The sequence below is a fragment of the Novosphingobium aquimarinum genome (assembly GCF_009746585.1).
In the GTDB taxonomy this organism is placed as follows: domain Bacteria; phylum Pseudomonadota; class Alphaproteobacteria; order Sphingomonadales; family Sphingomonadaceae; genus Novosphingobium; species Novosphingobium aquimarinum.
Window position 1 is genome coordinate 74,136 of sequence record NZ_WRPO01000002.1, and the last position, 19,987, is coordinate 94,122.

Sequence of the window (19,987 nt, forward strand, 5' to 3'; positions counted from 1 at the left end):
TCACAGGAACATGAAGGCGGGAGGCTGCCCCGAGAGGCTCCCGACCACGTCGCCCGACATATTGCCCGGATCGTTGGCGACGTGCGCGCGAGCAGCATGCAGATCGAGCCAGGGCTGGATTACGGGACTCGACATGTAAATCGCGCGGCCGCCGAGCAGCGGCATCAATTCATCGATCAAATCCGCACAGCGACGCACTACCGAAGCGGACTGATACCGGTAGAGCGTCCGCTTCTCCATCGGCACGTCTTCGCCATTTTCGGCATGAGCGATCATCTCGTCCATGTTTCGGCGCAGAACCACTTCCATTTCGTCGACCTGCGCGTAGGCCTTCGCCACCGCGTTCAGCAGGAGCGGATCGGTTTTGGACGCCTTCCCGGTGTTGGTCGAGACCCGGCTGGCCGCGATGTCCATAGCCGCCTTGATGCCTGCTTTGGCGCCGCCGAGGGCCGCCGTCGAGACGAGGCGCACGAAGATCTGCGCCCACGGCAGGCGAAACATCGGCGCATCGTTTTCGGCTTGCCCTGGATTCTTGCACAGGAAACCGTCGACGGCACGGTGCGTGCGATAGTCGGGAACGAAGGCACGATCGACGACGATGTCCTGGCTGCCCGTTCCCTGCAGGCCGAACACATCCCAAGTCTCCTCGATCGCGTAATCGGCACGCGGCACCAGGAACGTGCGCATGTCGGGCGCGTCGCCCTCGTTCTCGGGCGGGATCAGCGCGCCCAGCAGCACCCACTGGCAGTGCTCCGAACCGGATGAAAAGCCCCAGCGTCCGGAAAGGTAGAAGCCGCCATCGGTCCTCTCCACCTTGCCCACCGGCTGGTAGGACGAGGAAACCAGGATGCTGTCGTCATCGCCCCATACGTCGACCTGCGCCTGATCGTGGAACAGTGCCAGTTCGTAAGGATGGCCGCCGACAACGCCGTAGACCCAGCCGGTCGACATGCAGCCTTCGGCGAGCAGCTTCTGGATCTCGAAGAACACATTGGGGTGCATTTCATAGCCACCCCAGCGCTTGGGCTGCAGCACGCGGAAAAACCCGGCTTCCTGCATCTCGGCGATCGTTTCGTCGGGAATGCGGCGCTCCGCCGTCGCGCGCCGAGCGCGCTCTTTGAGGACCGGCACCATCTTGCGCGCGCGCTCGATCAGAACGTCCGGCGTAATCGCTTCGCCATGGCCCGTATCCTCGGCTTCGGCGTCAGCGAACGAAACGGCTGCACTCGCTACGTTCATGTCATTCCTCCCTGCCTTAGGCTGGCATCTCAAAAACTGTGTTTGCGTAATTGAACTTGATCTCTTCTACGCAAACTGTCAAGTCCTCGACGGGGCTTGCGTCGTCCGCATTGAACACTTAGTAGGATTTTGCACCAAAGGGCGGTCCTGCACCAGCGGTTTAATGTGGCAGCAAGACTTAGTCGGCGTGATTTGCGTAGCAATCCGCTGGAATGGGTGTTTGTCAGGGAGGCGGCGAGCGGTGGCAGTCAGTTCACTGGGTTACGTTATCATCGAAACGCGTGACCTTGAAGCGTGGCAAGAATTCGGAACGCAAATATTAGGCGCAATGGCGGCAGAATCGCCGAGTGATGATGTTCTGCTTCTGCGCATCGATGATCGCCCCTTCCGCCTTTGGGTGCGCAAGGGCGAGCGCGACGCCTTCATAGCGCCCGGCTGGGAGTTCGCTTCCAAGCAGGCCTATGATCAGGCCCTGGAGCGGTTAAGCGCTGCAGGTTGCGAAGTGGAAGTCGCGGACGTCATGGAAGCGCGGGCGCGCCAAGTATACGAACTGGCACGCTCTTCCGATCCGGCGGGCAATGCCTTCGAGCTGTTTTACGGCCGCTTCTACGATTACGCGCCGTTCGTTTCCCCCATGGCGGTCAGCAAGTTCGTGACGGGCGACAATGGCGACATGGGCCTGGGCCACGTCGTGCTGACCGCGCCCAACTTCGAAGAGACGCACGACTTCTATAAGTCCGTGCTGGGCTTCGGCGACACCGATCTCGGACGCTTCTACCTCGATGGCGGCGGCCGGGACGATGCCGGCGTCGGCTTTGCCTTCCTTCACGCGCGCAACGGGCGTCACCACAGCCTCGCGCTCGGGCAAATGCCCGAAAGCCCGAACGGCGCAGTGCACATGATGCTGGAAGTTGGCACGCTCGAGGATGTCGGGCGCGCCTACGACCGGGTGCTCAAGAGCAAGGGCAATGTCCCGCTTTCCGCATCCCTGGGACAACACCTCAACGACAAGATGACCTCGTTCTACATGCGCACGCCGAGCGGTTTCGACATCGAATACGGTTGGAACGGGCTGGTCATCGACCCCGATACCTGGGTACCCACGACAAGCCTCGGCGTGAGCGATTGGGGCCACAAGTGGGCACATGAAAGTGACTGAAATGAATAGACCTGTTCTGGATAAGCGAATGTCCGCCAAGGACATCGTCGCCAGCCTGAGCGATGGCATGACCATCGGCATCGGCGGTTGGGGGCCCCGGCGCAAGCCGATGGCGCTGGTGCGCGAGATCCTACGATCCGACCTCAAGGACCTGACGATCGTCGCCTATGGCGGCGCCGATGTCGGCATGCTGTGCGCGGCGGGCAAGGTGAAGAAGCTCGTCTTCGCGTTCGTGTCGCTGGATGCGATTCCGCTCGAGCCATGGTTCCGCAAGGCGCGCGAATCGGGCAGCCTCGAAATTCTCGAACTCGACGAAGGCATGTTCCAGTGGGGCCTCAAGGCCGCCGCTTTCGGCCTGCCTTTCCTCCCTTGCCGCGTGGGCCTCGGCACCGACCTTGCCGAACTGGGCGGTCTCAAGACGGTCCAGTCTCCTTATGAGGACGGCGAGACCCTGATCGCGATGCCCGCCCTGAAGCTGGACGTGGCGCTGATCCATGCCAATCGCAGCGACTATCGCGGCAACGTCCATCTCTTCGGGGCCGACGTTTATTACGACGAGTGGTTCGCCAAGGCCGCCGACAAGGCCTACGTCTCGTGCGAGGAGCTCGTCGACAAGATGGAGGACCATTACCCGGACGACGCGCGACTCAACGTGTTCGAACGCTGCTTCGTCACCGGCGTCGTTCATATGCCGGGCGGCGCGCACCCGAGTTCCATGCCGCCCGCTTACGGCTGGGACATGAAGGCGTTCAAGGCTTACGCGGCCGCCGCCAAGGATCCCGGAGACTGGTCGGCCGTGGCGGACAAATTCGTGGGCGCGGACGAAGACGCCTATCTCAATAGCATCGGTGGAAAGGAGGCGGTTGCGGCTCTCCCGCTCCCGATATTCTGATGACGGACGTAACACTCGCAGAACTATGCATTTTCGCCTGCTCCGAGGCCTTCCGCGGCAATGGTGAGATCGTGGCGACCGGCGTGGGGCCCGTACCCCGGCTTGCCGCCGGGCTGGCCAAGCTGACGCACACACCAGAACTGATGATGACCGATGGCGAAGCCTATCTGGTGGAGCAGCCGGTGCCGATCGGCCCGCGCGGCTACGATGACCGTAAGGCGGCCGGCTACCTGCCCTTCTCGCGCTTCTTCGACAGCGCGGTCTGGACCGGCCGACGCCACGCGATGGTCACGCCGACCCAGATCGACCGCTTCGGGCAGATCAACCTGAGCTATCTGGGCGGTACGTACGACAAGCCGAAGATCCAGATGCTCGGCGTGCGCGGCTTTCCGGGCAACACCATCTATCACGCGAACAGCTTCTTCTTCCCGTCGCACACGGCTCGCACGCTGGTTCCCGGCGAAGTCGATATGGTGTCGGGCGTGGGCTACAATCCGGCCAAACGCGTGGCGGGCGGCAATTACTCGGGCGTCGACCTCCGCCGCATCGTGACCAACTTGTGCGTCATGGACTTCGGGGGAACGGATAACGCCATCCGCGTGATCTCGCTGCATCCCGGCGTGTCCTTCGAGGACGTGCAAGCCGAAACCGGATTCGAGCTCGAAAAGGGCGACATTGTCGAGACTCCGCTGCCCGGTGCAGAGGAACTGGACATCATCGCCATTCTCGACCCGCACGGCGTCCGCGCCAGCGTCATCAAAGACAATCCCGCAGCGCGGAGCACCTGATGGACGACCTCGTACCGCCTCGTCAGGCCGACATCACGTACGAAACGGACGAACCGGTCCGTTACGAAGTCGATGGCGCGGTCGCGCATATCATCATGAACCGGCCGGGCTTCAACAACGCCCAGAACAGTCAGATGACCTATGCGTTGGACGACGCCTTCCGGCGCGCGGTGGACGACGATGCCGTGCGCGCGATCGTGCTGCGCGGAGAGGGCAAGCACTTCTCCGCCGGGCACGACATCGGTACGCCCGGCCGCGACGTCGCCAAGTCCTGGGAGCGCAAGCATCTGGTGCCGGATCACGTGAACAAGCCGGCGGCGGAATTCCTCTATACCCGCGAGCAGGAAGTCTACATCGGCATGTGCCGCCGTTGGCGCGATGTGCCGAAGCCAACCATCGCGGCGATCCAGGGCGCGTGCATCGCCGGCGGACTGATGCTCGCCTGGGTGTGCGACCTCATCGTCGCGACCGAGGACGCCTTCTTCCAGGATCCGGTCAACCGGATGGGCATTCCGGGCGTCGAATATTTCGCTCATGGCTTCGAACTGCCGCCGCGCATCGCCAAGGAATTCATTCTGCTCGGCGAACGCATGCCGGCGGAACGAGCCTACAACTTCGGCATGGTCAATCGGCTGTCGGCCCGCGAGACATTGCTGGCCGACGTCAAGAAGATCGCCGACGAACTCGCTTCGCGGCCACGGCTGGGCAATTGGCTGACCAAGCAGGCGCTCAACCACGTCGAGGATCTGCGAGGCAAGCGTACCGCGATGGATGCCGCCTTCCACATGCACCATTTCGCGCATGCGCAGAACGACCTGACGTCCTCGAACAGCCTGGGTGGCCAGGACGCCCGATCGATGGCGGCGGCGAACAAGGCGGCGGAAGCCGACCGGGCCGCTGCTAAGGACAAAGGTTCGAAGGACAGTTGATGGCCGATCCGCTTCACACGATCATGGTCGAACGGCTGGGCTGCCGCTGGCCGATCATTCAGACGGCGATGGGCTGGGTCGCGGAACCGAGCCTGGTGATCGGCAGCAGCAATGCGGGTGCCTTCGGTTTCCTCGGCGCCGCCGTGATGACGCCGGACGAGGCGCGCGAGAAGCTGCTGCAAGTGCGGCGCGGTACCGATCGCCCGTTTGGCGTGAACTTTCACAGCTTTCAGCCCGGCGCGAATGAGATCGTCGACCTCATCATCGAGAACAAGGAACAGGTCCGCGCCGTCTCGTTCGGGCGTGGCCCCGACGCCAAGATGATCGGCCGCTTCAAGGACGCGGGCATCCTGTGCGTCCCCACCGTGGGGGCTGTGAAGCACGCGCAGAAAATGGTGCAGCTCGGCGTCGACATGGTGAACGTGCAAGGCGGCGAAGGCGGCGGTCACACCGGCTCGGTCGCGACCACGGTGCTGTTGCCGCAAGTGCTCGACGCCGTCGACGTGCCGGTCATAGCCAGCGGCGGTTTCGCGGACGGTCGCGGCTTGGCCGCCGCCCTCGCCTATGGCGCCGTGGGTATCGCCATGGGTACCCGGTTCCTGCTGACCCAGGAAAGCCCGGTGCCCGAGAGTACCAAGGGCGAATACCTCAAGGCTTCGACCGACGGCATCGTCGTCACCACCAAGCTCGACGGGATTCCCCAGCGCATGGTGCGATCGAAGGCGATGGAACGGATCGAACGCTCTGGCCCGCTGGGCATGTGGCTGCGCGCCTTCGAAAGCGGCCGCCAGATGAAGGCGCAGACCGGTGCCTCCTGGCTCCAGCTGATCAAGTCCGCGCGCGGCATGACCGCGCATGGAGCGATGCCGCTCAAGCAGGCGATCATGGCCGCGAACATGCCGATGATGATCCAGAAGGCGGTCGTCGATGGCGACGTCGAGAACGGCGTGATGGCGACGGGCGTGGTCGGCGGGCGGGTCAGCGATGTTCCGACCTGCCAGGAGCTGGTCGATCGGATCGTCGCCGAAGCGCACGACCGACTCGCCGCCCTGGCCTCGCTTGCTTCCACCCCCTCGCAAAGTGCCGCTGGCGCGCAACGCGCCGCAGGAGTTTAAAAATGCCGATCACCGTTTCGATTCAGGATCGCATTGCCGAGATCGTCTTCGACGTTCCGCCGGTGAACGCGTTCGACAGCGCGACCTGGAACAGCCTGCCGGATATGATCACGGAAGCGGGGCACAACCCGGATGTGAACGTGATCCTGATCCGCGCCGAAGGTCGCGGCTTTTGCGGCGGCGTCGATATCAAGGAAATGCAGGCACACCCTGAGCGGATCCCCCTGCTCAATCGCGGCAACTTCCTGACGTTTCAGGCGATCCGCGCTTGCCCGGTCCCCGTGGTCGCGGCGGTTCACAAGTTCGTCATCGGCGGCGGTATCGGCATTTGCGGCGCGTCGGATACGATCATCGCGGCCGAGGACGCGTTCTTCTCCCTGCCCGAGATCGATCGTGGCGCGATGGGCGGAGCGAGCCACATGTCGCGCATGCTTCCCTTGCACAAGGTGCGGGCCGCGTTCTTCACCGGCGGCAACATTCCCGCGCAGGAAGCCTATCGCCTGGGCGCGGTCGAAAAAGTCGTCGCGCCTGAATCGCTTGTCGAGGAAGCGCGCGCCTTCTGCGCGGTGATCGCATCCAAGTCGCGCACCGCGCTGGTCATCGCCAAGGAAGCGCTGAACGGCATCGAGGCGACCGACGTCGATCGCAATTACCGCTGGGAGCAGGGCTTCACGCTGGAAATGTACATGCATGAAGACAGCCAGAAGGCGCGCGATGCCTTCGTGGAAACGGGCAAGGCCGCCAAGTTCTGATGGATCTCGCCTACACTCCTGAACAAGACGCGTTTCGCGCCGAAGTGCGCGCCTGGCTGGAGGCGCACGTGCCGGCGACTCCGCTGGAACACTTCGATGCGACGCGCGAGGGTTTCGAAGCGCATCGCGACTGGGAGCGCACGCTGAAGTCGGGCGATTGGGGCATGGTGACCTGGCCGCGCGAATATGGCGGGCGCGGTCTCGATCTGATCCAGTGGTTGATCTTCGAGGAAGAATACTACCGCGCGGGCGCCCCCGGCCGAGTGAACCAGAACGGCATCTTCCTCCTCGGCCCGACGCTCATCGAATTCGGCACGCCCGAGCAGAAGGGCCGCTTCCTCCCAGCCATGGCATCGGGCGAAGAGATCTGGGCGCAGGCCTGGTCGGAACCCCAAGCCGGGTCCGATCTCGCCGGGGTCCGCGCCACCGCCGTGCGCGAGGGCGACGAATACGTGCTCAATGGCCACAAGATCTGGTCGAGCCGCGCGGTCTTCGCCGACTGGGCCTTTGGCCTGTTTCGCGAGCCCGGCACCGAACGTCACAAGGGCCTCTCGCTCATCTTCTTCCCGCTCGACGCGCCGGGGGTGACGGTGAACGCCATCCAGAAGATCAACGGTCACGCCGGTTTTGCCGAAATCTTCCTAGAAGACGTACGCGTTCCGGCCTTCAACCGCCTGGGTGACGAAGGTCAGGGCTGGCACATCTGCATGGCGACGGCCGGCTTCGAGCGCGGCCTGATGCTGCGTTCGCCCGCGCGCTACCAGGTCGCCGCCGCCAAGCTCGCGGCGCTTTACAAGCAGCACGAGAACAGCGTCGACCCCGCAATCCGCAACGACGTCGTGCGCGCCTTCATGAATGCCGAGGCCTATGCGCTATCTATCTACTCGACCGCCAGCAAGCTGATGGCGGGGGCGAAGATCGGCCCGGAGGCGAGCACCAACAAGATCTTCTGGTCGGAGCTCGACATCCACTTGCACCAGACCGCGCTCGCCATTCTCGGCCCGCGCGCCGAACTTCTGCCGACCGCACCCGATGCGGGCGACGTGGGCGATTGGCTTGACGATTACATCTTCGCTCTCGCCGGTCCGATCTATGCCGGATCGAACGAGATTCAGCGCAACATCATCGCCGAGCGCATGCTTGGCCTGCCGCGCTGAGAGGACGATCGATGAACTTCACGTATACAGAAGAGCAGCTGATGTTCGCCGAGACGGCGCGCACGCTGCTGACCGACACTTGCACGCCGGCGCACTTGCGCGAAATGATGGCGCGCGGCGAGGCGCGCGACGATACGCGCTGGAACGCGATCGTCGAGACGGGCCTTACTCTGGTCCTGCTGCCGGAAGCTGCCGGCGGCCTCGATCTCGCCGAAGTCGACTTCGCGCCGATCGCCGAGGCCGCGGGATACGCCGGCTTGCCCGAACCGCTGGTCGAGAGCGCGGGCGTGGCCGCGCCTCTGTTGGCCGCGATCGCGCCTGATCACGACGTCCTGACCGACCCTTCGGCCACGATCGCGATCCAGCACCCGCTCAACCCCTTCGTGGCCGACGCGGATACCGCCACCGTGCTGATCCTGCGGCATGAGAACGAAACCCATGTCGTTGCCGCCTCCGCCGTCAGTCTGACGCGGGAAGAGAGCATCGATCCGTTTCGCCGGCTGTTCCGCGTGGACTGGAGCCCAACGGCCGAGACCCGCGTCGAGGCGGATCAGGCAGGCTGGGATCTGGCGCTGGACCGCGCCGCGCTGTTCGCTGCCGCGCAAGGCCTGGGCCTCGCGCAGCGCGCCATCGACCTCGCCGTGGACTACGCCAAGGAGCGCACGCAGTTCGGCAAGCCGATCGGCAGCTATCAGGCGGTCAAGCATCACCTCGCCTCGGCGCAAGTCGCGGTCGAATTCGCGCGGCCCGTGGTGCAGGCGGCGGCCGCCGCGATCGGTCGTCAGGATGACCATGCCCGGGCCCGCGTCAGCCACGCCAAGCTGGTCGCTCTCGAGGCGGCCGATCAGGCGGGGCGCAGCTCGATACAAGTGCATGGCGCGATGGGATATTCCTGGGAAGTCGACGTTCACTTCTTCCTGAAGCGGGCCATGGCCCTGACGTACGCCTGGGGCGATCCCGCCTTTCACCGCGCCCGCGTGGCCGAACGCCTGTTCCGCCATCCCGCCGGCCCTGACCAGCTCTTCGCACACGAGGCCGCATAATGCCCGAAGCTTACATCATCGATGCCGTTCGCAGCCCGATCGGGCGCAAGAAGGGCAGCCTTGCCAACCTGCACCCCGCCGATCTCGGCGCTCATCCGATGAAAGCCTTGATCGAGCGGACGGGGATCGATCCCGCCGCCGTGGACGATGTCGTCTGGGGCTGCTGCGATACGATCGGCGGACAGGCCGGCGATATCGGCCGCACCGCGTGGCTTGTTGGCGGCCTTCCCGAGCATGTCCCCGGCGTCACGATCGACCGCCAGTGTGGATCGTCGCAGCAAGCCCTGCACTTCGGCGCGCAAGGCGTGATGAGCGGCACGCAGGATCTGGTCGTCGTCGGCGGCAGTCAGGCGATGAACCGTATTCCGATTTCGTCGGCAATGATGGTCGGCGCGCAGTTCGGCTTCAACACGCCGTTCGACAGTTCGCCGGGCTGGATCGAACGGTACGGCGATGAGGAGGTCAATCAGATTCGCTCGGCCGAGATGATCGCCGAGAAGTGGGAAATCAGCCGCGAGGAGATGGAGGAATTCAGCCTCGCCTCGCACCAGCGCGCGCAAGCGGCGACGGAAAACGGCTGGTTTGCGCACGAAATCGCGCCGCTCGAAGGGCTGGATCATGATGAGACGATCCGCCCGACGACGTCGCTGGAAGGTTTGGCATCGCTGAAGCCGGTGAACGAGGGCGGCCTCATCACCGCCGGCGTTGCCAGCCAGAACTGCGATGGCGCCGCCGCGCTGCTCATCGCAGGCGAAGCGGCGGTGAAAAGTCACAACCTCAAGCCCCGCGCTCGCATTCATCACCTTTCGGTCCGCGCCGACAATCCCGTGTGGATGTTGACCGGGCCCATCCCGGCGACCCGCTATGCGCTGGAAAAGTCCGGCATGTCGCTGGACGACATCGACTTGTTCGAGTGCAACGAGGCGTTCGCTTCGGTGCCAATGGCGTGGATGAAGGAACTCGGCATCCCGCACGAGAAGGTGAACGTGCAGGGCGGCGGCATCGCCCTGGGGCACCCGATCGGGGCCACCGGCGCGCGACTGATGACCACCTTGCTGAACGCCTTGGAGCGCACCGGCGGCCGCTATGGCCTGCAGACGATGTGCGAGGGCGGTGGCCAGGCCAACGTCACCATCATCGAGCGGCTCTAGGAGGAAACGGCCGCCATGCCCTGCTACGCTTATCAGGGGATTGTCCCCGTCGTCGATCCGACCAGCTATGTGCATCCGCTTGCATCGCTGATCGGTGACGTGATCGTGGGGCCCGGCTGCTTCATCGCGCCTGGCGCCTCGCTTCGCGGCGACTTCGGGCGGATCGTGGTCGAGGGTGACAGCAGCGTCCAGGATTCGGTGACCGTGCATGCGAACACCTTGCGCGACACGGTCATCCGACGCGGCGCCACGATCGCGCATGGAGCGATCATCCATGGCTGCGAGATTGGCGAGAACGCGCTCGTCGGCATGAACGCGGTGATCCTCGACAATGCGGTGATCGGCGCGGAGAACCTGGTCGCGGCGTTGGCGCTCGTCCGCTCGGACACGGTGACGCCGGAGCGCAGCCTGGTCGCGGGCAATCCGGCCAAGGTGGTCAAGACGTTCGAACCGCATCAGGTCACCTGGCGCAACGACGGCGATGGCGAATACCAGCGCCTCGCACGCGCGGCGCTGACCGAACTGGTCGAAGTGGCGCCTCTCACTGAAGCGGAGCCCGATCGGCCCCGCCCGAAGTCGGACGCGATCGCGGTGCGGCTCTCCGGCCCTTCCGCCGCGGAACGCGAGCGGCGCGTCGCCCATCAGGCAGCCGGCTCATGAACGACGCCGCGCTCGCCATCACCAATCTGCTCCACATTTATGCCGAGCGCATGGACGCGGGCGATCTGGAGGGCGTGGCCGCGCTGTTCGAAAAGGCGCGCATCCGCACCGGCGATGGCGAGGTCGAGGGATCGGCGCCAATGCTCGAGCTGTGGCGGCGTTTCGTGAAGCTTCATCCCGATGGCACACCGCGCACCAAGCACGTCATCACCAATCCTATTCTGGAGATCGACGAGGACGCGGACCGCGCCACTTGCCGGTCCTACTACACCGTCCTGCAAGCGGCGCCGGACTTGCCGCTGCAAGTGGTCTGCGCGGGCCGATATCACGACGTTTTCGTGCGCGAGGCAGGCGCCTGGCGCTTTGCCGAACGCGATTATTCAATGCTCGATCTGGTGGGCGACATGAGCCAGCACATGCTCGTGCCCGTCGCCAACTGACACCATGCGCTTCTTGGAGAAACGGTAAGTTATGGGAATTTGCGAAGGACGGGTGGCCATCGTCACCGGCGCCGGTAACGGGCTCGGCAAGGCCTATGCGCTGGGCCTCGCGGCGGAAGGCGCGAAAGTCGTCGTCAACGATCTGGGCGTGGGCACGCATGGCGAAGCCGGCGCGACCAAGGGCGCGGCCGAACAGGTGGTCGACGAGATCAAGGCGATGGGCGGCGAAGCCGTGGCCAATACTGATGACGTCGCCGAGTGGGAATCGGGCAAGCGCATGCTCGAGCAGGCGCTCGACAGCTTCGGCGCGCTGCATGCGGTGGTGAACAACGCCGGCTTCGTGCGTGATCGCATGTTCTTCACCTGCTCGCCCGAAGAGTGGGACGCGGTCATTCGCGTGCACTTGCGCGGGCACTTCTGCACCAGCCGCCACGCCGCCGAATACTGGCGTGCCGAAAGCAAGGCGGGCCGTCCGGTGGACGCGCGGATCATCAACACGACCAGCGGCGCTGGCTTGCAGGGTTCGATCGGACAATCGGCCTATTCGACCGCGAAAGGCGGCATCGCCACGTTGACACTGGTGCAGGCGGCCGAGCTCGCACGGCTAGGCATCACCGCCAACGCGCTCGCGCCCAATGCCCGGACCCGCATGACCGATACCGGCTCGTTCGACATGGACGTCAAGGACGGCGAGTTCGACGTCTTTGCGCCGGAGAACATGGCGCCGCTCGTCGCCTATCTCGTTTCCGAGCAATCGCAGGGCGTTAGCGGCCAGGTCTTCGAATTGAAGGGCGGCACGATCTTCCTGTCGCAGGGTTGGTCGGACAGCGAGGCCCACGACAAGGGATCGCGGTTCGAAGCTGCGGAACTCGATCCGATCGTGCGCAAGCTGATCGCCGACCGCGAGCCCGCCAAGCCCGTTTACGGCGCCGGCTAAATGGATTTCGCGCTTACCGAGGACCAGCGCTTCATTCAGGAAAGCGCGCAAGCCTTCCTCAGCGATGCGGCAGGCCCCGATGCTTTGCGCGCCGCCGTCGAAGGCGCGACTGGGTTCGATGAGGCGCTATGGTCCAGCCTCGCGGGCGAGATGGGCTTCGTCGGCCTGATGATCCCCGAAGCCCATGGCGGCTCCGGCCTGGGCGCGGTCGAAATGGCGCTGGTGCTGGAGCAAACCGGCCGGACGCTGGCCGCCGTGCCTTTCTTCGAGACCGCCGTGCTTGCCGTGCAGGCGGTGATGGCGTGCGGGACCGAGGCGCAGAAAGCCGATCTGCTGCCAAAGCTCGCGAGCGGCCAGATCAAGGCCTGCTTCGCGGGCACCGCCGACCGTCCGACGCTTGGTGACGGAAAGCTGACCGGCACCGCGAACTACGTCACGTTCGGCCATGTCGCGGACCTCGTGATTGTCGCCACGACTGACGGCAGCCTCTTGGCCCTTCCCATGGATACGTCGGGCCTCGTCGCGGGAGCCCTGCCGACGCTCGACCGGACCCGCCGTTTTGCCCAGCTTTCGTTCGATTGCGCCGTACCGGACCACGCCGTGCTGGGCAGTGCCGGCAGCGCCACTAGCGCGATCGATCGGGTGCTGACGATCGGCGCGGGCCTGCTCGCATCCGAACAGACCGGCGGCGCGCAGTTCTGCCTCGACAGCACGGTCGAATACGCCAAGCAACGCTCGCAGTTCGGACGCCTCATCGGCTCGTTCCAGGCCTACAAGCACATGCTGGCCGACATGATGGTGCAGATCGAAGCGTCGCGGTCCGCCGCGCTCTATGCGGCGGCGGCGATCGACGAGGATGGCGAAGAGCTCGCCGAGGCCTGCCACGTGGCCCAGTCCTGGGCGGCGGACTGCTTTCGCCATTGTTCGGGCGAAGCGATTCAGCTGCACGGCGGGATCGGCTTCACCTGGGAACATCACGCCCATCTCTATTTCAAGCGCGCCCGCGCGACTTCCAGCTGGCTCGGTACGCCCGAGGCGCATCGCGAAGCGCTGGCACGGATCATTCTTCAGGAGCCTGCATGACCGTCACTTCGCCAGTCCCCCCCTACCCCGAAGCGCGTGGCCTGCTCAAAGGCAAGACGGTAGTGGTGACCGCCGCCGCCGGCACGGGAATCGGCTTTTCCGCCGCCCAGCGCGCCGCAGAGGAAGGTGCTTCGCTGATGATCAGCGACTTTCACGAGCGGCGTCTGGGCGAAGCGGCGGATCGCATCGCGGAAAAGGTCGGCACGCGTCCGGCAACCTTCGTGTGCGACGTCACCAGCGAGGAGCAGGTGCAGGGTCTGCGCGACGCCGCGCTCTCGAGCCTCGGGCGCGTCGATGTCCTCATCAACAACGCCGGGTTGGGCGGCGAGGTCGATGTCGTCGACATGACCGATGAGCAGTGGAGCCGCGTCCTCGACGTGACGCTCACCAGCCTGTTTCGCATGACGCGTGCGTTCCTGCCGTCGATGTACGCGGCAAAATCTGGCGTCATGGTCAACAACGCCTCGGTGCTCGGCTGGCGCGCGCAGAAGGGCCAGGCGCATTACGCCGCCGCCAAGGCCGGGGTCATGGCGTTCACGCGCTGCTCCGCGCTGGAAGCGGCCGAGCACAACGTGCGCATCAATGCGGTTTCGCCGAGCCTTGCCATGCACCCCTTCCTTGCCAAGGTGACGACGCAGGAAGCGCTCGACAAGCTGGTCGAGAAAGAAGCGTTCGGTCGTCCCGCCGAAGTGTGGGAAATCGCCAATGTCATGATGTTCCTGGCGTCCGACTTGTCGTCCTACATGACCGGCGAGATCGTCTCTGTCTCGAGCCAGAGGGCCTAAGGCGATGGCCACCGTATTCGCATCGCCGCGCGATCTGCTGGGGCAGGAAGGCACCAAGCTCGAGGCCAGCGACTGGCTGACGATCGAGCAGGACCGGATCGATGAATTCGGACGAGTGACAGGCGACTTGCAGTGGATCCATGTCGACCCTGTTCGCGCGAAGGACGGCCCGTTCGGCGCGACGATCGCGCACGGCTATCTCACGCTCAGCCTCGTCAATCTCTTCATGCCGCAAATGATCGACGTGCGGCGGTTCTCCGCCGGTGTGAATGTCGGCATGGACAAGACCCGCTTCCTGCAGCCGGTCGTCGTCGGCTCGCGCATTCGCGGAACCGGCGAAATCATTTCCGCCGAGGAAGTGAAAGGCGGTGCCATTCAGAGCGTCACCCGCGTCACTGTTGAAATTGAAGGCAAGGACAAGCCGGCCTGCGTGGTCGACACGATAAACCGCTATTTCCCGGAGAGTGAATGATGTCTGATCCCGAAAAGATGCAAGCCGCCGTCCATGCGTACGTTGCCGCGTTCGACAAGGGCGATCCCGACGCCGTTACCGCGATCTTCGCCCCCGACGCCACCGTGGAAGACCCCGTGGGCACACCGGCCCACGAAGGGCACGACGCAATCCGGGCCTTCTATGCCGAATCGATGAAGACCGGAGCCAAGCTCAAGCTGGAAGGCCCCGTGCGCATTGCCGGCAACCACGCCGCCTTCGCCTTCTCCGTGGCGCTCCAGGTCGAAGGGTCGGACAAGACGATCGACGTGATCGATACGTTCAAGTTCAACGATGACAATCAGGTCATCGAAATGCGCGCCTATTTCGGCCCGCTCAACATGCACGGATTTTAAGGAAAGCTCATGCGCGAAGCAGCCATCGTCTCCACGGCCCGCACCGGCGTCGGCAAGGCTTATCGGGGCGCGTTCAACGATACCGAAGCCCCTGTCCTCACCGCCCATGTCGTGAACGCCGCGATCTCCCGCGCGGGCATCGATCCGGCGCGCGTGGACGATGTGTACCTTGGCGTCGCCAACCAGTGGAACACGCAAAGCTACAACCTCGGTCGCCTCACCAGCCATGTTTCGGTGCTGCCGGACGAGACGGCGGGCTTCACACTCGATCGCAAGTGCGGATCGGGACTGACGGCGATCGCGCTGGCGGCACGCGGCATCGTCGCGGACGAGATCGACGTCGCGGTCGCGGGCGGTGCGGAAAGCATCTCGCTGACGCTCAACAAGCACACGCCGGCTTTCCGCAATCGGTCGGAATTCGTGAAAGAGCACGATCCGCATGCCTACATGGCGATGATCGAAACCGCCGAAATCGTGGCGGAGCGCTATGGCATCAGCCGCGAGGATCAGGATCGCTTCTCGGCCGAGAGCCAGCAGCGCGCCGCCGCCGGGCAAGAGGCCGGTGCGTTCGACGAGGAGATCGTCCCGATCACCGTCACCAAGGCGGTGTTCGACAAGGAAGGCAACGAGACCGGCAAAGAAGACGTCACGCTCGACCGCGACGAAGGCGTGCGCGCCGGCACCACGTATGAGAAGCTCGCCTCGCTCAAGCCCGTGTTCAAGAACGGCCTGGTGATCGAAGAAGGCAAGCACATCACGGCGGGCAATGCCTCGCAGTTGTCGGATGGTGCCTCGGCGCAAGTGATCATGGACCTGGCCACCGCACAGAAGGAAAAGCTGCCGGTTCTGGGCATCTATCGCGGATTTCAGGTGGCTGGCTGCAAGGCCGAAGAAATGGGCATCGGCCCGATCTACGCCATCCCCAAGCTGCTCCAGCGCGCCGGGTTGAAGATGGATGATATCGGCCTGTTCGAACTGAACGAGGCTTTCGCCAGCCAGGCCCTGTACTGCCAGCGCTTCCTCGAGATCGATCCCGAAAAGCTCAACGTCAACGGCGGTGCGATCGCCATCGGCCACCCGTTCGGCATGACGGGCAGCCGCCAGGTCGGTCACGCCCTGATCGAAGGCAAGAAGCGCGGCGTCAAATACGTGGTCGTGTCCATGTGCATCGCCGGCGGCATGGGCGCCGCGGGACTGTTCGAGGTCGCCTGATCGATGAAACTTGCCTTTGCCCCTGAACTCAAGGCTTTCCGCGAAGAGGCCGCCGGTTGGCTGGAAACCGCGCTCTCGGGCCCGTTCAAGGCCATTCGCGGCCAGACCAACCAGGTCGACAACGTCGAGGAACGCCGCGCCTTCGAACAGGCCATGGGCGAGGCGCGGTGGAGCGTGGTCGGCTGGCCGGAGGAATGGGGCGGCCGCAACGCGTCGATCGCGCAGCAAGTCATCTTCGCGGAAGAATATGCGCGCGCCAAGGGACCGCCGCGTGTCGGGCATCTCGGCGTCGAGCTGGTCGGGCCGACGCTTCTGGCGCTGGGTACCGAAGAGCAAAAAGCGCGGTTCCTGCCCGACATCGCGCAAGGCAAGACAATCTGGTGCCAGGGCTATTCGGAGCCCGGTGCGGGATCCGATCTCGCCAACGTCAAGACGAAGGCGCGGCGCGATGGCGATCGTTACCTTATCGATGGCCAGAAGATCTGGACCTCGATGGGCATGATCTCCGACTGGTGCTTCGTGATCGCGCGCACCAAGGCGGGCAGCGTCGGGCCCAAGGGGCTGTCGTTCCTGCTTGTCGACATGGACCAGGACGGGGTCGATCCGCGACCGATCCGGCAGATGACCGGTGAAGCCGAATTCGCCGAAGTCTTCTTCGACGGCGCCGAAGCCAAAGTGGCCGATCGCATCGGGGACGAGGATGACGGCTGGAAAGTCGCGATGGCCCTGCTCGGCTTCGAGCGCGGCGTCTCGACCCTCGCGCAGCAAATGCATTTTCGCAACGAATTGGACGAGATCGTGGCGATCGCGAAACGCAATGGCCGGGCGAGCGATCCGATCATCCGCCAGAAGATCGCCAAGGCTCATGCCGGCCTCAAGATCATGCGCTACAACGCCTTGCGCATGCTGGCCGAGGACGATGGCGGTTCACTTTCGGGCGCGGCCTTCACCTACAAGCTTTACTGGTCCAACTGGCACAAGCAGCTGGGCGAAATCGCCATGGACGTGCTCGGCCAGGAAGGCGAGATCGGCCTCATCGAAGAGCGCATGCCGTCGCTTCCCACCATGTACCTGATGAGCCGGTCCGACACGATCTATGCGGGCACGGACCAGATCCAGCGCAACATCATCTCGGAGCGGGCGCTGGGCCTGCCACGCGAGCCCAGAGGGGCCTGACAACGATGCTCCCGGAGACCATCCCCGCCGCAGCCCGCGCCACGGCAGAACGCCTGCCCGACACGATCGCCCTCATCGAGGGGGAGGAAAGCTGGACGTTCCAGCAACTCTATCGCGACGCCCGGCGCGTGGCTGCGGCCTATCTCGCGCTCGGCATTCGCAAGGGGGACGTCGTCGGCATCTGGGCACCCAATTGTCGGCACTGGATACTCGCCGCTTTGGGCGCGCATATCGCGGGCGCCGCGATCACGCCGCTCAACACGCGAATGAAAGGCGGCGAGGCGGCCGATATCTTGCGCCGATCCTATGCCAGGTTGCTGATGTGCACCGAGACTTTCCTGGGTTTCGATTACCCGGCGATGGTCAGCGGGCACGACTTGCCGAACCTCGACCGGATCGTGCGGCTCGACGGTGAAGGCGAGGACGGCTGGGAGGACTTCCTCGCGCGCGGCAACGATGTCGACGAAGCGGCGGTCGATGCGGCCGAAGCCGCCGTCACGCCCGATGATTTGTCCGACATCATGTTTACCAGCGGCACCACGGGAAGCCCCAAGGGCGTGCTGCATAGCCATGGCAATGTCGTACCCCTGTTCCGCCACTGGGCCGAGCGCGTCGATCTTCAGGAAGACGATCGCTATCTGATCGCCAATCCGTTCTTCCACACCTTTGGCTACAAGGCCGGTTGGGTCACATGCTTGGCGCTGGGTGTTACGATGCTGCCGATGGCGACGTTCGACGTCAACGCGATGGCCGACCTCATCGAACAGAAGCAGGTCAGTTTCATTCCGGGCCCGCCCGCGATCTACCAGTCACTTTTGCAAGGCCTCGCCGGTCAGCAGCGTGACTTTTCCTCCATGCGCGTCGCGGTGACCGGCGCGGCCCCGGTTCCGCCCATCCTGGTCGAACGGATGCGTCGCGAGCTTGGCATGGAGAACGTCGTCAATGGTTATGGCATGACCGAATTCGGCGCCATCACCATGACCGGCAAGGGCGATTCGCCCGAAATCATCTCGCAGACGTGCGGCTTCCCGCTGCCCGGTGTGGAGCTGAAGTGTGTCGATGATGCGGATCGCATCGTCGATCCGGGCGAAACGGGCGAGATCCTCGTTCGCGGTCGCGGCCGGATGATCGGCTATTTCGAGAACCCCGAAGCGACCGCCGAGGCCATCGATGCTGACGGCTGGCTGCGCACCGGGGACGTGGGTTCGATCGATGCGCAGGGGTATCTGCGGATCACCGATCGCATGAAGGACATGTACATTTCGGGCGGCTTCAACTGCTATCCGGCGGAAATCGAAAAGCTGCTGGCGGGCCATCCGGCGATCGAGTTGGCCGCGGTGATCGGCGTTCCCGACGAGCGCATGGGCGAAGTCGGCAAGGCGTTCGTCGTGCTGCGTCCCGATCACACCGCCGATGCCCAAGCGATCATCACCTGGGCGCGCGAAAACATGGCCAATTACAAAGTGCCTCGCTCGATCGAGTTCGTGGAGGAGCTGCCCCGCAACGCGGGAGGCAAGGTCTTGCGCACGGAGCTTCGCGAGATGGCGCGCTGAGCGCGGCCGCCGACCCTAACCAGGCCGATCCCCGCCACGTCTGGATAGAGACGGACGGCGTTACCCTCCATGCTCTCGTCCAAGGCGAGGGGCCGCTGGTTCTGCTCGTGCATGGCTTTCCCGGCTGCGCCTATTCCTGGCGCCACCAGCTAAGCCCACTTGCCGATGCGGGCTACCGCGCGGTCGCGATCGATTGCCTGGGATATGGCCGCAGCGACCGCCCGCTCGAACAGGAATTCTACGATTCGGAACACGCGAGGCGGCAGCTGCTGGGCGTGATCGACCACTTCGGCGATCAGGCCATCGTCATCGGGCAAGACTTCGGCGCGCAGCATGCCTGGAACCTCGCCGTCCGCTCGGAAGAGCGCGTGCGCGCGCTAATCACCACTATTCCCTACGACTACGATCTGGCGGGACGGGCCATGCTGGGAAGCCGACGCACCGAGCCGGAAGGCACGCCGGCACGGCCCGAGGGTGCCTCACCCAACAGCAGACCGACGGAGCGTTTCGCCGCGATGGCGGCCGAGCACTTCGTGCATTTCCACTATTTCCAACCCGTCGGCCCGGCCGAGGCGGAGCTTGCGCCGCGTCTCGCGGAATTCCTCCGCCGCGACTATTTCGCGCTGAGCGCGGCGGGCGACTTGTGGAGCTGGACCGGGCATCAGAGCGAAGGCACGGGCTACCTCAACGCCCTGCCCCCCGCGCCGCCACTGCCGTGGCCCTGGCTGTCGCAAGCGGAATTCGATCGCTTCGTCGCCGACTTCGCGCACCCCGATCCGGCCCGCGTCCTGATCGGCGGCCTCGCATCCTATCGCGCCGCCGATGAGAACTGGCGTCTGGGCGCGCGATGGGCGGACCATGACGTGAGCGTGCCGACGCTGTTCGTTTATGGTGAGGCGGATCCCTCCTTCGCCTTTTTCCCCGAGTGGCGCGAACGCATGGAGCGGCGCGTGCCTGGTCTCGCGGGCATCGTCGAGATCGCGAGCGCGGGGCACTTCGTCCAGCAGGAAAGGCCCGAGGCCTTCAACCAAGCGATGCTGGACTTTCTCGCGGCAGTGTAAGCAAACGCG

The 19,987-nt window shown here is 64.7% G+C and carries 21 protein-coding genes; 20 read left to right on the forward strand and 1 reads right to left on the reverse strand.

All coding sequences use genetic code 11. From position 1 onward, the window contains the following. Positions 1-1,134, reverse strand: coding sequence for an acyl-CoA dehydrogenase family protein (locus GQO94_RS02390; protein WP_156839848.1), 1,134 nt, complete (start codon positions 1,132-1,134; stop codon positions 1-3). Between the two features lie 268 nt (positions 1,135-1,402). Here GQO94_RS02390 and GQO94_RS02395 point away from each other — a divergent pair, with 268 nt between their 5' ends. The 20 genes from GQO94_RS02395 to GQO94_RS02490 are packed head-to-tail and all read left to right on the forward strand — an operon-like array spanning position 1,403 to position 19,978. Continuing rightward, the gene (locus GQO94_RS02395) at positions 1,403-2,398 is read left to right on the forward strand and encodes a VOC family protein (RefSeq protein ID WP_408636581.1); all 996 of its coding nucleotides are present in this window, start codon (positions 1,403-1,405) and stop codon (positions 2,396-2,398) included. A 28-nt stretch (positions 2,399-2,426) separates the two neighbouring features. Continuing rightward, positions 2,427-3,290: a CoA transferase subunit A gene (locus GQO94_RS02400; protein ID WP_232332732.1), complete on the forward strand. Its 864-nt coding sequence runs from the start codon at positions 2,427-2,429 to the stop codon at positions 3,288-3,290. Next, positions 3,290-4,078, forward strand: coding sequence for a CoA-transferase subunit beta (locus GQO94_RS02405; RefSeq protein ID WP_156839557.1), 789 nt, complete (start codon positions 3,290-3,292; stop codon positions 4,076-4,078). The genes GQO94_RS02400 and GQO94_RS02405 overlap by 1 nt, the downstream gene beginning before the upstream one ends. Next, positions 4,078-5,007, forward strand: a complete 930-nt coding sequence (locus GQO94_RS02410; protein WP_156839558.1) for an enoyl-CoA hydratase — start codon at positions 4,078-4,080, stop codon at positions 5,005-5,007. The genes GQO94_RS02405 and GQO94_RS02410 overlap by 1 nt, the downstream gene beginning before the upstream one ends. Further along, complete coding sequence (locus GQO94_RS02415) at positions 5,007-6,122, forward strand: NAD(P)H-dependent flavin oxidoreductase (protein ID WP_156839559.1); 1,116 nt, start codon at positions 5,007-5,009, stop codon at positions 6,120-6,122. The genes GQO94_RS02410 and GQO94_RS02415 overlap by 1 nt, the downstream gene beginning before the upstream one ends. Positions 6,123-6,124: 2 nt before the next feature. Then, complete coding sequence (locus tag GQO94_RS02420; protein WP_156839560.1) at positions 6,125-6,874, forward strand: enoyl-CoA hydratase family protein; 750 nt, start codon at positions 6,125-6,127, stop codon at positions 6,872-6,874. Further along, the gene (locus tag GQO94_RS02425; protein ID WP_156839561.1) at positions 6,874-8,031 is read left to right on the forward strand and encodes an acyl-CoA dehydrogenase; all 1,158 of its coding nucleotides are present in this window, start codon (positions 6,874-6,876) and stop codon (positions 8,029-8,031) included. The genes GQO94_RS02420 and GQO94_RS02425 overlap by 1 nt, the downstream gene beginning before the upstream one ends. An 11-nt stretch (positions 8,032-8,042) precedes the next feature. Beyond that, positions 8,043-9,074 (forward strand): acyl-CoA dehydrogenase family protein, encoded by a 1,032-nt coding sequence (locus tag GQO94_RS02430; protein WP_156839562.1) that lies wholly within the window; start codon positions 8,043-8,045, stop codon positions 9,072-9,074. Continuing rightward, positions 9,074-10,225 carry an acetyl-CoA C-acetyltransferase gene (locus GQO94_RS02435; RefSeq protein WP_156839563.1) on the forward strand — a complete coding sequence of 384 codons (1,152 nt, stop codon included), beginning with the start codon at positions 9,074-9,076 and terminating at the stop codon, positions 10,223-10,225. The genes GQO94_RS02430 and GQO94_RS02435 overlap by 1 nt, the downstream gene beginning before the upstream one ends. A 15-nt stretch (positions 10,226-10,240) precedes the next feature. Further along, positions 10,241-10,885 (forward strand): gamma carbonic anhydrase family protein, encoded by a 645-nt coding sequence (locus GQO94_RS02440; protein ID WP_156839564.1) that lies wholly within the window; start codon positions 10,241-10,243, stop codon positions 10,883-10,885. Then, complete coding sequence (locus tag GQO94_RS02445) at positions 10,882-11,325, forward strand: nuclear transport factor 2 family protein (RefSeq protein WP_156839565.1); 444 nt, start codon at positions 10,882-10,884, stop codon at positions 11,323-11,325. The genes GQO94_RS02440 and GQO94_RS02445 overlap by 4 nt, the downstream gene beginning before the upstream one ends. 31 nt (positions 11,326-11,356) lie before the next feature. After that, a complete protein-coding gene (locus tag GQO94_RS02450; protein WP_156839566.1) occupies positions 11,357-12,262 on the forward strand; it encodes an SDR family oxidoreductase in 906 nt (301 codons plus the stop codon). After that, entirely contained in the window at positions 12,263-13,345 is a 1,083-nt protein-coding gene (locus tag GQO94_RS02455; protein ID WP_156839567.1) for an acyl-CoA dehydrogenase family protein, read from the forward strand. It abuts the gene before it with no gap. Beyond that, the gene (locus GQO94_RS02460; protein ID WP_156839568.1) at positions 13,342-14,130 is read left to right on the forward strand and encodes an SDR family oxidoreductase; all 789 of its coding nucleotides are present in this window, start codon (positions 13,342-13,344) and stop codon (positions 14,128-14,130) included. The genes GQO94_RS02455 and GQO94_RS02460 overlap by 4 nt, the downstream gene beginning before the upstream one ends. A gap of 4 nt (positions 14,131-14,134) precedes the next feature. Then, positions 14,135-14,602 (forward strand): MaoC family dehydratase, encoded by a 468-nt coding sequence (locus tag GQO94_RS02465; RefSeq protein WP_156839569.1) that lies wholly within the window; start codon positions 14,135-14,137, stop codon positions 14,600-14,602. After that, entirely contained in the window at positions 14,602-14,976 is a 375-nt protein-coding gene (locus tag GQO94_RS02470) for a steroid Delta-isomerase (protein ID WP_156839850.1), read from the forward strand. The genes GQO94_RS02465 and GQO94_RS02470 overlap by 1 nt, the downstream gene beginning before the upstream one ends. A gap of 9 nt (positions 14,977-14,985) precedes the next feature. After that, positions 14,986-16,188 carry a thiolase family protein gene (locus tag GQO94_RS02475; RefSeq protein ID WP_156839570.1) on the forward strand — a complete coding sequence of 401 codons (1,203 nt, stop codon included), beginning with the start codon at positions 14,986-14,988 and terminating at the stop codon, positions 16,186-16,188. Positions 16,189-16,191: 3 nt separating this feature from the next. Next, on the forward strand, positions 16,192-17,364 hold the full coding sequence (locus GQO94_RS02480; protein ID WP_156839571.1) for an acyl-CoA dehydrogenase family protein: 1,173 nt from the start codon (positions 16,192-16,194) through the stop codon (positions 17,362-17,364). Positions 17,365-17,369: 5 nt separating this feature from the next. After that, positions 17,370-18,917 carry a FadD3 family acyl-CoA ligase gene (locus GQO94_RS02485; protein ID WP_156839572.1) on the forward strand — a complete coding sequence of 516 codons (1,548 nt, stop codon included), beginning with the start codon at positions 17,370-17,372 and terminating at the stop codon, positions 18,915-18,917. A 44-nt stretch (positions 18,918-18,961) separates the two neighbouring features. Further along, positions 18,962-19,978, forward strand: a complete 1,017-nt coding sequence (locus GQO94_RS02490) for an alpha/beta fold hydrolase (protein ID WP_156839573.1) — start codon at positions 18,962-18,964, stop codon at positions 19,976-19,978. Positions 19,979-19,987: the final 9 nt, after the last annotated feature.